Source organism: Bradyrhizobium sp. AT1 (assembly GCF_001590795.1).
Lineage (GTDB): Bacteria > Pseudomonadota > Alphaproteobacteria > Rhizobiales > Xanthobacteraceae > Bradyrhizobium.
Map to the genome: position 1 here is coordinate 3,729,136 of NZ_JXDL01000001.1, position 12,535 is coordinate 3,741,670.

Below are 12,535 nucleotides of genomic sequence, written 5' to 3' on the forward strand. Positions count from 1 at the left end.
CGGCCGAAGAGCCGATCTCCGCCGCGCTCAAGATCGACGACCTCAAGATCGAGCTCGGCTATGCGCTGCTGCCGCTGGTCAACGGCCCCGACGGCACCGACCGCCTCACCGAGCAGATCAAGGCGCTGCGCCGCTCGCTCGCGATCGAGATGGGTTTTGTCATGCCGGCGGTGCGCATCCTCGACAACGTCCAGCTCGAGGCCAACACCTACATCATCAAGATCAAGGAGGTCGACGCCGGCACCGGCAAGATCTGGCCGAACCAGTTCATGGTCATGGATCCCGGCGGCAGCCAGGTGCAGGTGCCCGGCATCCACACCACCGAGCCGACCTTCGGCCTGCCCGCGACCTGGGTCGATGCCAGCCTCAAGGAGGAGGCCTCGCTCAAGGGCTACACCGTGGTGGACGCCGCGACCGTGCTCTCGACCCACCTCACCGAGCTGCTCAAGGCCAACATGTCGGACCTGCTCTCCTATGGCGAGGTGCAGAAACTGCTCAAGGAGCTGCCGAAGGAGCAAAGCGAGCTGGTCAAGGACATCGTCCCCGGACAGGTCACCGTCTCCGGCATCCAGCGCGTGCTGCAGCTGCTGCTCGCCGAGCGCATCTCGATCCGCGACCTCTCGACCATCCTCGAAGGCATCGCGGACTCGCTCGCCTTCTCGCGCAATCCGGCGACCATGGTCGAGCACGTCCGCGCCCGCCTCGCCCGCCAGATCTGCGCGCAAAACACCTCCTATGCCGGCTATCTGCCGCTGATCGCGCTGTCGGCGAAATGGGAACAGGCCTTTGCCGAATCCATTATCGGACAGGGCGAGGAGCGCAGCCTGGCAATGCAGCCCTCGAAGCTGTCGGAGTTCATGACCGCCGTGCGCGAGGCGTTCGAGCGCGCCGCGCGCGAGGGCGAGGCGCCGGTGCTGGTCACCTCTGCGGCAATTCGTCCCTTCGTGCGGTCCCTGGTGGAGCGGTTCCGGGCCCAGACCACGGTGCTGTCGCAGGCTGAAATCCACCCCAGGGCGAGGCTCAAAACGGTCGGAAGCATCTGATTTGCCTTAAGAAGCCGTGTGTTTTTCGGCCACAGGCAAATGGTTTTTGAGTTCCTGGCGCCTTGTCGGCCAGATGCCCATAAGCCCGCTGACAGGCACATTACAGCTTTGAAATAATTATAAGAATGCACGATGCGGGGTCGCTTTTGATCGCGATCTTTCACGTCCATTCACGCTCTTGTGATGGCCTCTTGGGAACGAATCCCCCCAATACTAGGTTGTTGGGCATCGGAAGCATGAACCTGCCCAAATACGCAGGCGACTACTTCGGGTAGATGGCGGCAGGAGCCTTCCATGAACCACTCGATTTACAGCGCAGATCGCTCGACCCATTTGAAGATCGTGGTCGTGGCGCTTGTTGCCGGTATCGCGGTTGCGGGCCTTGGCATCACCGCACGCGCGCCGAGTTCGGACGAAGGCCTCACCCAGACCGCACGCGTCATGAAGGCCGGCAAGCCGGTCACCATCACCAGCGCGAACACGTCGCTCGTTCGCTGAGGAGACACGAGTTTTTTGAATTCACGCGGCTCTTTACCAGCCCCCCAAAGTCGCCACGTGGATATGTAGACGACCCCAACCCCAAGTCGACTACAGAAAGCGCCCGCCCCCCACGGGCGCTTTCTCATGTCTGGGGGTGCGATCCATTTCAGTTGCGCAGCTCTTAACCCCATCATTGTGAGCGTGCCTCTCGTGTCCCGGACGCGCTGCAACGCCCTTCGCGTTGCTGCGCAGAGCCGGGACCCGCGGGCCGCACGGTTCGCTGCCAGATGGGCCCCGGCTCTGCAGCGCACCGTCGAACCGGACGATGCTTCGCATCGCCGGGGGGACGCTGCGCTGCGTCCGGGGCACGAGAGCGGGGAGTGTGGGCCCACCTGGTTCGACATCGTCATTAGCGCAGCGACTTGTCCGCCGAAGCCTTTTAGCGAAGGCGGAAGCAATCCAGGAATCGCTCCGCGGCGGCAGTCTGGGATTGTTTCGTGGCAAGGGCCCCTCGCAATGACGGAGCAAGGCGCAGCAGCGCATTTTCCAGCTCGCATTTGGCTTGCAGACATATTGCTTGCAGACACGCCTTCGCATTCTCGCGGCTCATCTCGCCCGAGCTTTGCTTCGTTGCCTTGCCCTCGATTGAACAAGGGCGCAGGGAAGGCCGGGAGCCGGTTGGCTCCCGTGGACCGCTATGCAAGAGGCAGACTGCGTGTGCTGCGCATAGCGGAGAACAGGGCAACCGGAGACATCCCGGCCTTCCCTGCGCAGTGGTTTGACGGCTTATGTCGTGCTCTCCCCGGGAGCGTTGCACTATTGCCCCGTCGCCCTGCGGATGATTGATGCGTGCGCCCGGTTGGGCCCTCCACATCACCACAAGACTTGACGCCAGACCGCGGGCGCCAGGACCACACGATTTTGCCGTACGCCGATCACACCGGTCGTGTGCGCGAGGCACTCTGCTCACGGTTGCCCGCCCTGCAAACCCTTCGCGCCGATGCGATCTGCGTCCACCGCCACCCGGTCCGCGTTCGTGACGATCGCGATACGCCCCTTGTCCTTGGGCCGGGTTGCCACGACACATACGTCAATTCCGAAATTCGGTAAAGTGGAATATTTTTGGCGGCGCGCGTTGACCTACCGCTCGCGTGTTTTGCCCGTCGGGCAACACAAAAGATTGTGGTCTCGTAGCCCGGATGGAGCGCTTGCGTAATCCGGGAGTCTCGCTCAGACGCACAAAGGTCCCGGATTGCGCTGCGCTTCATCCGGCTACGCGCGCAGAACTCGCCCGCTCACGCCTCGCGCAGTTCCGACGGTGTCGCGCCAAAGCGCTTGCGGAAGGCGCGGTTGAAATAGGACAAATCGGAAAAGCCCGAGGAATGCGCGATGTCGCTGATCTTGCGCGCCCTGGCGCGGGGATCGCCGAGCAGCTTGCGCGCCTGCAAGAGGCGCTGCTCCAGCACGAATTCGGTGAACGTGGTGCCGGCCTGCTCGAACAGGCGCTGCGCCTGGCGCGGGCTGAGGCCCGAGCGCGTCGCGATCTCGGACAGGCAGAGATCGTTGCGGCCGAGCGCGGACATCACGTCGGCGCGCATGAGGTCGAGGCGCGCCGCCGCATGGCCGCGGCCGCGGGCAAGGCTGGCATGCTCGGCATCGGTGCCGAGCAGCAGGCCGACGAGATCGACCATGTGCTGCGCGGTCAGGCGCTGGCCCACCGCGTCCAGATGCGGCGCGTGGTTGGCGGCAAGCGCATGGTACCGGAAGATGGTCTCGGCGACCGCGCCGTCCGAGAGCACTTGCGACAGCTTGTCCTCGGCGCGCGGATTGATCTCGAGCAGCGCGCGGCGCGGCATGCGGATGGTGGTGAAGCGATCATCGTCGGTGTGGCCGACGGTGCCGGTGATGCTCATGTCGACGAGCACCATTTCGGCGGGCGCAAGCTCGACGGTGTGGCCGTTCTGACCGACGCGGACGAGGCCCGCATGCGCGGCGATCAGGACGAGATCGTCGCTGCCGTCGGCGAGGTGGCTCTGGGTGCGGGAATATTGCGCGGAGGCGCCTTCGGGAATGGCGAGCGTGATGTTGTCGACCACACTGATCTGGAGCCGGCAATCGATGCTGTCGCCATGGCTCGGCGCGATATCGAGCCCGCACGGGCCGAAGGCCCGCTCGCGCCATTGCTCGAATGCCGGGCCGTGCGGCAGGCCGGTGTATTGGTGAACGAAGATGCCCGGCGTTTTCGCTGCATCCATCTGATGTCTAGCCCCTCTTTCGGCGTCACGATCGGCGGCGCCGACTTGCAAATTCCGGGGATTTGACGCCGCGAATTGCGGCGAGGTTCAAATCGGGGGCCGATTCAGGGGGACTTGTCGGGAAGCGACGGCGGGACGGACCGTGGCGACAGGTTCGTGTAGCCCGCATGGAGCCAACGGGTCGGCGCGGCCCGATGACAGGCTCCGCGGAATGCGGGAACGGTGGTCCCGGATTACGCTTGCGCTCCATCCGGGCTACGGCCCTACTTCTTCGCGGGCGCCTGCGGCTGGGAGGGCGGAACGGTCTCGATCAGCTTGCCGGAGAAGACCGGGGACGAGGTCGGCTGGCCGCTCGGCGAGCCGCCGGCCTGCTCGACGGTGACGGCGTAGGTCGCGCCGTTGACGACCTCCGCATCATAGGAGGCGAGCAGCGGACGCGCGGTGAAGTCGCCGGCGTTGATCACGCCGAGCGAGCGCGGGCGCGGCAGCTTGTCGGAGATCAGCCAGAGCTCGAAGCTCTTGCCGGGCTCCGGCGTCGCGCCGACCTTGCGCACCGTGAAATTCCGCGTCGCGCCGTCGATGGTGAGGATGAAGGCGGGGCCGCCAGCCTGGCCCTGCAGCAGCGCGACATATTGCGCCGAAGCGGCGAGCGGGACGGCCGGCGTCTTCACTTCCACCGTCTGTATGCGCGGCGTGGGACGCAAAGGCCCCGGCAGCGCGTCGGGCAGGAAGAGCTGAAGCGACAGCGTGACGAGCAGCGCGGCCGCAAGCGCGCCGGCGGCCGATGCGATTCCGCGCCAGCGCTTCACGCGGCTCTCGAGACGGATCAAATTGCTGTCGTCGACAACAGGCGCAGGCGGTAGCCGCACGACCTGAGGATCGGGCGCATGGACCTGCGGCATGAAGACCGGCGCGACGTCGCCTATCGCATCGGATCCGGCGTGCACCGGCTCGGGCGGTCCTGCTTCGGGAGGCGGCGGCGGTTGCGGTGTCTGGTCTGACGGCGCGTCCAGCCGCGCGGCTTCGACGGGCGGGATGGGCGGCGGCGCGATGTCGGCGAGACCAGGCGGCTGCTGCGCGAGCGCCGTGCGCGCGATCTCGGATTTGATGTTCTCCCACACGATCGGACGCGGCTCGACCGAACCGACCATCTGGTTGAGCGCGCCGAGCCGGAAGGCCCAGGCCTGCACGATGCCGGCGAACGCCTCGTCCACCGCCATCATCGTCTCGACCTGCGCGCGCTCGTCGGCATCGAGGGTGCCGAGCGCGTATTCCGCGGCGAGCGCGATATGGTCCTCCGAATAGGCCATCAATTGCGGTCCAAAACCATCCTCATAGTCCGAGACACTCCCGAATATCCAACATGCTGCGCCGCAGCCACGTCTTCACCGTGTTGACGGGCGCTGCGAATTTCTCCGCCAATTGCTCGCGGCTCCAGCCGTTGTAATAGGCGAGAAGCACGAGCCGCTGACGGTCCGGCTCGAGCCGGCCGATGCATTCGAGCAGGCGCTTCAACTCTTCGGTCATCTCCCGGCGCGCCAGCGGGTCTGGGCTGTCGGCCGCGACCTCCATCGCCTGGGGCTCTTCCTCGATGGAGACCTCCGACTTCTTGCGCACGATGTCGATCGCACGGTTGCGCGCAATCGAGGCCATCCACGTGATTGGCGACGAGAGCGCCGGGTCGAACCGGCCCGCGCTGTTCCAGATCTTGACGTAGGTCTCCTGAATGACCTCCTCTGCGAGATCCTGTCGGCGCAAGATACGGAGCACGACGCCAAAGAGTTTCGCGCGCGTGGCGGCGTAGAGGCGCTCGAACGCGGCCTGATCGCCCTTCGCCACCGCCTCGATCAACCCGACCAGCTCTGCTGGCGTCAGCATTCAGCCCCCCGACACGCGGCCCGTCGCGTTCCGCGAAAGCCCGGGCACCGCACCACCATAGCGCGCGACAAAGCCGACCACCAAGGGGCGCGGCGCCACACTGTGGACAGCAGATACGAAAACCCGGACCTTGCGGGCCCGGGTTTTGCGGATTTTTCGGTGGTCGGACTTGCTGGCGCCGTTAGGCGACGGCGCCGATGCGGGCGCGCATCAGGCCGATGCTGTCGAGGTCGGCCTGCTCGCGGGCGTTCTCTTCGGCGCGTTCGCGGGCCTGGTCGCGCTCGTCCAGGAGCTCGACCTTCTTGAGCTCCTCGAAGGCTTCGGCCAAAGCGGCCTTGGCTTCATCGAGCTGGCCCTTGAGCTCGTCCGCCGAGCGGGTCAGGTTCTCACGGCGCTGGATCGCCGCCTTGGCGTAGGTGGGATAGGCGAAGTGCGAGGGATCGTTGATCCCGGCGCGCTCCTGCTCGGTCTGGATCTCGCGCTCGAGATCCACCGACATCCGCTGGAAATCGGCGATCATGGTCTCGATCTGGGTGACCCGGCGGCGCTTCTCGTCGACCTGAAACTTCTTCAGGCGGATGAGGGTATCTCGTGACTTCATCGACTCGTACTCCCCAGAAGTCCCCCCGCTGCACGTGGGACGATACCGGTCACCCCAAGGGCCCGATGGGGGCCCAGACCGGCTCTGCTACTCTGTGGGATCGGATGATGACGGGACAAAGTTAGCGTTCCGTTTCCAAATTGCCGAGGATGTGAGCCAACTGGCGGTAGCCGTCTGCCAGTGACGCATTTTCGTCCTTGCGCTGGCGCAGGAAGGCCTCCAGCGGCTCGTGCAGGCGGATCGCCTCGTCGACCTCGGGGCTGGAGCCGGCCCGGTAGGCGCCGAGACGGATCAATTCCTCCATGTCGGCATAGGTCGCCATCACCGCCCGCGCCTTCTGGATGACGGGCCAGAACTCCGGATCGGCCGATTTCGGCATGGTGCGGGAGACGGATTTGAGGATGTTGATCGCGGGGTAGCGGCCGCGCTCGGCGATCGAGCGCTGCATCACGATGTGGCCGTCCAGGATGCCGCGAACCGCGTCCGCGATCGGCTCGTTGTGATCGTCGCCGTCGACCAGCACCGTGAAGATCGCGGTGATGGCGCCCTCCCCTAAGCCCGGACCGGCGCGCTCGAGCAGTTTCGGCAGCTCGGTGAACACGGTCGGCGTGTAGCCCTTGGCGGTCGGCGGCTCGCCGGCGGACAGGCCGATCTCGCGCTGGGCCATGGCAAAGCGCGTCACCGAATCCATCAGGCAGAGCACGTCCTGGTCCTCGTCGCGGAAATATTCGGCGACCGCGAGCGTGAGATACGCCGCCTGTCGGCGCATCAGCGCCGGCTCGTCCGAGGTTGCGACCACGACGACGGAGCGCGCGAGGCCCTCTTCGCCGAGGTCGTCCTGCAGGAACTCCTGCACCTCGCGGCCGCGTTCGCCGATCAGCCCGATGACGCTGACGGCGGCATCGACGTTGCGCGCCAGCATCGACAGCAGCACCGATTTGCCGACACCGGAGCCTGCGAAGATGCCCATGCGCTGGCCGCGGCAGCAGGTGAGGAAGGTGTTCATCGCGCGCACGCCGAGATCGAGCGGGGCGCCGACGCGCTTGCGCGAATGCGCCGGCGGCGGCGTATTGCGGAACGGCATCGGCGAGGAGCCTTGCGGCAACGGCCCCTTGCCGTCGATCGGCTCGCCCAGCGCATTGACGACGCGGCCGAGCCAGGCCGCGGACGGCCGCACTTGATTGGCGGCGTTGGCGATGACGGCTTTGCAGCCGCGGCGCACGCCGTCGAGGCCGGCGAACGGCATCACGACCGCATTGTTGCCGGAGAAGCCGATGACCTCGCAGGGGATCGAACGGTTGGCACCGGTCTCGATCACCAGCCGCGCGCCGACCGACATCGCGTGAATGGGACCGGCCACCTCGACCATCAGGCCGCGCACGCCGACCACGCGGCCATAAATATTGACGCCGTCGATGTCGCCGATCTGTTCGGCAAGAGCCTTCATGAGACGTGAGCCTTCATGAGAAGAGAGCTTTCATGCGCGCGCCTTCACGAGAGGCCTTCATAAGGTGTTCGCCTGGATAGGTCGTCTCGACAGCTGACGTTGGCGATCCGGGTCTTCACGGGGAAAACCTTAAGTTTCGCCATATTTCTGAACGGAGCTTAACTTCGTGTTTACCCGCATCATTAATCATTGCGTCACTGTCTTTGTGACTGAGCGCGACTCCCCTTCAGAAGAAGGCTGAGTCGCGGGAGTCGGTTAGGCCCGTCTCTTAAAGTGGAACTTGAACGGAGCTGGGTGACGAAAGCTGCTTCCTGCGCAAGACCTTAGGGCGATTCGAGAAAAATTGCACCCGGGGGACTTGCGTTCCAGAATCAGGATTTGTTAACCATCTGTTGTCAGGATCCGAATCAGTTGTTCAAAGGCGTTTTGTTGAGTGCCGCGAATGCGGCCGACCTGACGCCCAGGAGCGGCGACTATGGGGAACTGGCATGCGCGTTTTGCTGATTGAAGATGACAGCGCCGTCGCGCAGTCGATCGAGCTGATGTTGAAGTCTGAGAGCTTCAACGTCTACACGACCGATTTGGGGGAAGAAGGCGTCGATCTCGGTAAATTATACGATTACGACATTATCCTTCTCGACCTCAACCTGCCCGACATGTCCGGCTACGACGTGCTCAAGCAGCTTCGGGTCTCCAAGATCAAGACACCGATCCTGATCCTCTCCGGCCTCGCCGGCATCGAGGACAAGGTCAAGGGTCTCGGCGTCGGCGCCGACGACTACATGACCAAGCCCTTCCACAAGGACGAGCTGGTGGCCCGCATCCACGCGATCGTGCGCCGCTCCAAGGGCCATGCCCAGTCGGTCATCCAGACCGGCGACCTCGTCGTCAACCTCGACACCAAGACGGTGGAAGTCGGCGGCCAGCGCGTGCATCTGACCGGCAAGGAATATCAGATGCTGGAGCTGCTCTCGCTCCGCAAGGGCACGACCCTCACCAAGGAAATGTTCCTCAACCACCTCTATGGCGGCATGGACGAGCCCGAGCTGAAGATCATCGACGTCTTCATCTGCAAGCTGCGCAAGAAGCTGGCCAACGCCTCCGAGGGCCGCAATTTCATCGAGACCGTGTGGGGCCGCGGCTACGTGCTGCGCGAGCCGCACGAGCACGAAGAGCGCATTCCCGCCTGATCTTCTTTCGTTTACGTCGCGAGCCTCCCGGCTCGCTCCTCCCAGCCTGGACCCCGCCGCAAATGGCGGGGTTTTGTTTTTGGGGGGATCGCTTCATCCCCGGTTTAACCTTTGAACCGCTACCCTTCCCCCGCCGACGAATGGTCGCTGCACGATGGGGGAACGATGATCCTGCAATCACTGGCCGGCCTGCCCGCCTTCCTGGTGTATTTCTGCACCGGGCTGCTCGCGATCGTGGCCTATCTGTTCGTCTACACCCGCATCACCGCGCATAACGAATTCCAGCTGATCCGCGACAACGAGCCGGCCGCGGCGATCGCGCTCGGGCTCAGCCTGCTCGGCTTCGTCGCACCGCTGGTCAGCGCGATCGCGCATTCGGCCAATGTGCTGGACTGCCTGATCTGGGCGACGATCGCGCTGGTCGTGCAGGTCATCGTGTTCTTTCTCGTCAAGGTCCCGGTACCGAACCTGTCGGCCCGGATCTCGGCCGGCGAGCTTGCGCCGGCGATCTGGCTCGGGCTGTCCTCGCTCGCGGCGGGCCTGCTCAACGCCGCCTGCATGATCTACTGACATGGCCGACAACCCGCCCAACAAGGAGTTCGGCAAACGCCGGGTCCGTCTGCCGGAGCCATTGCCGCTGCCGGCCAAAGAGCCGGTGAAACGCTCCGGCCATGTCGCCCTGCTGGTGATGGGCACGCTCGCGGTCGGCACCACCGCCTACACCTTGATGCCGCGGCAGACCTGCGAGCCCGCGCCCGGCGCCGTGCCGGGACAGACGACGACGAGCTGCACGAGCAGCGGCAGCGGTTCGTCCGGCGGCAGCAGCTCGCGCTGGTCGTCACGATCCAGCTTCTTCAGCAGCGATTCATCGAGCCATTCCTCATCCGGCACCTCGTCCGATTCCGGCCACAGCAGCGTCAGCCGCGGCGGCTTCGGCTCGTTCGGTCATGGCTTCTCGGGCGGCGGCTGACCATGCAGCGCATCAATTGTCTGGAGCGCGACGACTGGCGCGAGACCGCGGCGCAATGCGGCTTCGCATTCCACACCATCGACGGCGAACGCTATTGGGACGAGCGCGCCTATTACGGCTTCACGCTCGACGAGATCGAGCGCGGCATCGAGACGCCCTCAGGCGAGATCGAGGCGATGTGCCTGGAGCTTGTCGGCCGTGTCATTGGCGACGAGCGCTACTTGCGGCGCTTGCAGATTCCGGAAGCGTTCTGGAGCCTGATCGCCGAGAGCTGGCAGCGCGGCGACCGCAGCCTCTATGGCCGGCTCGATCTCAGCTACGACGGCAAGTCGCCGGCAAAGCTGCTCGAATACAACGCGGATACGCCGACCTCGCTGTTCGAGGCGGCCGTGTTCCAATGGAGCTGGCTCGAACAGGCGATCGAACGCCGCGTCATTCCCTCGCGCGCCGATCAGTTCAACTCCATCCACGAGCGGCTGATCGCGGCCTGGAAGGAGATCGTCGGCGGCGGCCACGTCCATCTCACCGGCAGCACCGATAACGCCGAGGACGCCGGCACGCTCGCCTATCTCGAAGACACCGCGCGCCAGGCCGGGCTATCGACCAGGCTGCTCGATATCGCGCAGGTCGGCTGGCGCGACGAGCCGGGCGGCTTCGTCGATCTCGACGAGAACGACATCGCGCTGGCCTTCAAGCTCTATCCCTGGGAGTGGATGTTCCACGACGCCTTCGGCGCCAAGCTGAGGAGCGCGCCGACACGCTGGATCGAGCCGCCGTGGAAGGCGGTGCTCTCCAACAAGGGTATCCTGCCGCTGCTCTGGGAGATGTTTCCGAACCATCCCCATCTGCTGCCGGCGTTCTTCGAGGACGACCCGCGCGCCGCCGAGCTCGGCAGCTCCTATGTGCGCAAGCCGCTGCTGTCGCGCGAAGGCGCCAATGTCACGATCGTATCAGGCGGGATGCCGCTCGACGAGCAGGCGGGCCCCTACGGCGCCGAAGGCTTCGTGCGGCAGGCGCTGTCACCGTTGCCGAATTTCTCCGGCAACTACGTGGTGGTGGGAAGCTGGCTGGTGAACCACGAGCCGTGCGGATTGTCGATCCGCGAGGACGAGAGCCCGATCACGGGCAACCGCTCGCGGTTTCTGCCGCATGCGATTTTGTGAGGCCTTCTTTCCCTCTCCCCTTGCGGGAAAGGCTGGCTCGCCGCGAAGCGGCGAGACGGGTGAGGGGTCTCTCTCCACGAGCAGACCTCTCAGGATTCGAGTTTGCTGAAGCAACCCCTCATCCGGCGCTTCGCGCCACCTTCTCCCGCAAGGGGAGAAGGAAGAACAATCACTTCGCCGCGGCGATCTTCAACGACGGCGGCATCAATCCGCCCATGGGGCGGCCGGAGCGCGTGGGGTTGAGCTGGTAGAGACCGCGGCGGTCCGCGATGGGACGGAACGCGTCGGTGATGCCGACGACGGATTCGGCGGCGCCCAGCAGCAGCGTGCCGTCGGCCTCCAGGGCCTTTGCCATCCGCTCGAAAATCACCGCCTTGGTGTCCTGGTCGAAATAGATCAGCACGTTGCGGCAGAAGATCACGTCGAAGGTGCCGAGATGGGAGAAGTCCTGCAGCAGGTTGAGCTGACGGAATTGCACCATCGCGCGAACGTCGGCATTGAGCTGCCAGACTTCGCCGGCTTGCGTGAAATACTTCATCAGGTGCTGGATCGGCAGGCCGCGCTGCACCTCGAACTGGCTGTAGATTCCGGCCTTCGACTTCTCCAGCACCTCCTGCGACAGGTCGGTGGCGACGATCTCGATACGCCAGCCGGCCAGCGCCGCGCCCATCTCCTTGACGCACATCGCGATCGAATAGGGCTCCTGCCCCGTCGAGGAGGCCGCCGACCAGATGCGAAGCGACTTGCGCGCCGCGCGCGCGCGGATCAGTCCCGGCAAGATGGTGTCGCGTAGGTGATCGAACGGGATCTTGTCGCGGTAGAAGAAAGTCTCGTTGGTGGTCATGGCTTCGACCACGTCGGTCGCAAGCCGGCCGTCGCCGTTCCTGATCTTCAGCACGAGATCGGGAATACCGGGAAGGCTCGCCTTGCGCGCGAGCGGCAAGAGCCGGCTTTCGACCAGATATTGCTTGTCGGGGGAGAGATCGAGGCCGGAGCGCTCCTTCAGGAATTTGCGCAGATAGTCGTAGTCGGTGGGCGTCACGAGCGGTCTCCCGCGAACAGGCGGTTGACCTTGGCGCCGATCTGGTTGAGCGGCAGGATCGCCGCGCAGATGCCGGCATTGGCCGCCGCGCCCGGCATGCCCCAGACCACGCTGGAGGCTTCGTCCTGCGCGATGACGCTGCCGCCGGCGGCGACGATGTCCTTGCCGCCGCGCATGCCGTCCGAGCCCATGCCCGTCAGGATCACGGAGAGGATGCTGCCGTGCCAGATGTCGATGGCGGAGGTGAAGAGCGGATCGACCGCGGGCTTGCAGAAATTGACGGCGGGGCCGTCGTCGAGCGCGATCACGGTCTCCGCGCCGCTGCGTGCGACGCGCATGTGCTTGCCGCCGGGCGCGAGATAAATCCGTCCCGGCCTCACCGGTTCGCCGTCGACGGCCTCGGCCGCGGGCTTGCGGCTCGAACGTGCCAGATGCTCGGCGAGAATGGTGGTGAAGGTCGGCGGCA

At 65.2% G+C, this 12,535-nt stretch carries 13 protein-coding genes; 6 read left to right on the forward strand and 7 right to left on the reverse strand.

Features of this window, described 5'->3' with window-relative positions; translation table 11 throughout:
• Together SE92_RS17395 and SE92_RS17400 are read left to right on the forward strand one after the other, a co-directional pair.
• Positions 1-1,043, forward strand: a 1,043-nt coding sequence (locus SE92_RS17395) for an FHIPEP family type III secretion protein (RefSeq protein ID WP_198172677.1), incomplete at its 5' end; no start/stop codon positions are given.
• Positions 1,044-1,337: 294 nt separating this feature from the next.
• On the forward strand, positions 1,338-1,541 hold the full coding sequence (locus SE92_RS17400; protein ID WP_063196906.1) for a hypothetical protein: 204 nt from the start codon (positions 1,338-1,340) through the stop codon (positions 1,539-1,541).
• A 1,277-nt stretch (positions 1,542-2,818) separates the two neighbouring features.
• Here SE92_RS17400 and SE92_RS17410 read toward each other — a convergent pair.
• From SE92_RS17410 to fliI, 5 genes are all read right to left on the reverse strand, one after another.
• Positions 2,819-3,778 (reverse strand): helix-turn-helix transcriptional regulator, encoded by a 960-nt coding sequence (locus SE92_RS17410; RefSeq protein WP_063196908.1) that lies wholly within the window; start codon positions 3,776-3,778, stop codon positions 2,819-2,821.
• A gap of 263 nt (positions 3,779-4,041) precedes the next feature.
• The gene (locus tag SE92_RS17415; RefSeq protein WP_063196909.1) at positions 4,042-5,088 is read right to left on the reverse strand and encodes an anti-sigma factor; all 1,047 of its coding nucleotides are present in this window, start codon (positions 5,086-5,088) and stop codon (positions 4,042-4,044) included.
• Between the two features lie 22 nt (positions 5,089-5,110).
• Complete coding sequence (locus SE92_RS17420) at positions 5,111-5,656, reverse strand: sigma-70 family RNA polymerase sigma factor (protein ID WP_063196911.1); 546 nt, start codon at positions 5,654-5,656, stop codon at positions 5,111-5,113.
• Between the two features lie 181 nt (positions 5,657-5,837).
• The gene (fliJ, locus tag SE92_RS17425; protein WP_011084990.1) at positions 5,838-6,257 is read right to left on the reverse strand and encodes a flagellar export protein FliJ; all 420 of its coding nucleotides are present in this window, start codon (positions 6,255-6,257) and stop codon (positions 5,838-5,840) included.
• 121 nt (positions 6,258-6,378) lie between these two features.
• Complete coding sequence (gene fliI, locus SE92_RS17430) at positions 6,379-7,704, reverse strand: flagellar protein export ATPase FliI (RefSeq protein WP_063196913.1); 1,326 nt, start codon at positions 7,702-7,704, stop codon at positions 6,379-6,381.
• Between the two features lie 488 nt (positions 7,705-8,192).
• Between fliI and ctrA the strand changes: the two genes are divergently transcribed.
• The 4 genes from ctrA to SE92_RS17450 all read left to right on the forward strand — a co-directional run bounded on the left by ctrA (position 8,193) and on the right by SE92_RS17450 (position 11,027).
• Positions 8,193-8,894, forward strand: coding sequence for a response regulator transcription factor CtrA (gene ctrA, locus SE92_RS17435; protein WP_008138878.1), 702 nt, complete (start codon positions 8,193-8,195; stop codon positions 8,892-8,894).
• A gap of 165 nt (positions 8,895-9,059) precedes the next feature.
• Positions 9,060-9,464 (forward strand): DUF350 domain-containing protein, encoded by a 405-nt coding sequence (locus tag SE92_RS17440; RefSeq protein ID WP_063196914.1) that lies wholly within the window; start codon positions 9,060-9,062, stop codon positions 9,462-9,464.
• Position 9,465: 1 nt separating this feature from the next.
• A complete protein-coding gene (locus tag SE92_RS17445; RefSeq protein ID WP_063196916.1) occupies positions 9,466-9,864 on the forward strand; it encodes a hypothetical protein in 399 nt (132 codons plus the stop codon).
• A gap of 2 nt (positions 9,865-9,866) precedes the next feature.
• Entirely contained in the window at positions 9,867-11,027 is a 1,161-nt protein-coding gene (locus SE92_RS17450) for a glutathionylspermidine synthase family protein (protein ID WP_063196918.1), read from the forward strand.
• Positions 11,028-11,196: 169 nt separating this feature from the next.
• Here the strand turns inward: SE92_RS17450 and SE92_RS17455 are convergent, their stop codons facing one another.
• Positions 11,197-12,069, reverse strand: a complete 873-nt coding sequence (locus SE92_RS17455) for a CheR family methyltransferase (RefSeq protein WP_063196920.1) — start codon at positions 12,067-12,069, stop codon at positions 11,197-11,199.
• Positions 12,066-12,535: chemotaxis protein CheB (locus SE92_RS17460; protein ID WP_283806778.1), on the reverse strand; the 470-nt coding region annotated here is incomplete at its 5' end. The genes SE92_RS17455 and SE92_RS17460, both read right to left, overlap by 4 nt.

Coding starts and splice junctions, on each gene's coding strand:
- SE92_RS17420 (WP_063196911.1), bottom strand. CDS start 5,656: ATGCTGACGCCAGCAGAGCTGGTCGGGTTGATCGAGGCGGTGGCGAAG.
- fliI (WP_063196913.1), bottom strand. CDS start 7,704: ATGAAGGCTCTTGCCGAACAGATCGGCGACATCGACGGCGTCAATATT.
- fliJ (WP_011084990.1), bottom strand. CDS start 6,257: ATGAAGTCACGAGATACCCTCATCCGCCTGAAGAAGTTTCAGGTCGAC.
- SE92_RS17450 (WP_063196918.1), top strand. CDS start 9,867: ATGCAGCGCATCAATTGTCTGGAGCGCGACGACTGGCGCGAGACCGCG.
- SE92_RS17440 (WP_063196914.1), top strand. CDS start 9,060: ATGATCCTGCAATCACTGGCCGGCCTGCCCGCCTTCCTGGTGTATTTC.
- SE92_RS17415 (WP_063196909.1), bottom strand. CDS start 5,088: ATGGCCTATTCGGAGGACCATATCGCGCTCGCCGCGGAATACGCGCTC.
- ctrA (WP_008138878.1), top strand. CDS start 8,193: ATGCGCGTTTTGCTGATTGAAGATGACAGCGCCGTCGCGCAGTCGATC.
- SE92_RS17445 (WP_063196916.1), top strand. CDS start 9,466: ATGGCCGACAACCCGCCCAACAAGGAGTTCGGCAAACGCCGGGTCCGT.
- SE92_RS17410 (WP_063196908.1), bottom strand. CDS start 3,778: ATGGATGCAGCGAAAACGCCGGGCATCTTCGTTCACCAATACACCGGC.
- SE92_RS17400 (WP_063196906.1), top strand. CDS start 1,338: ATGAACCACTCGATTTACAGCGCAGATCGCTCGACCCATTTGAAGATC.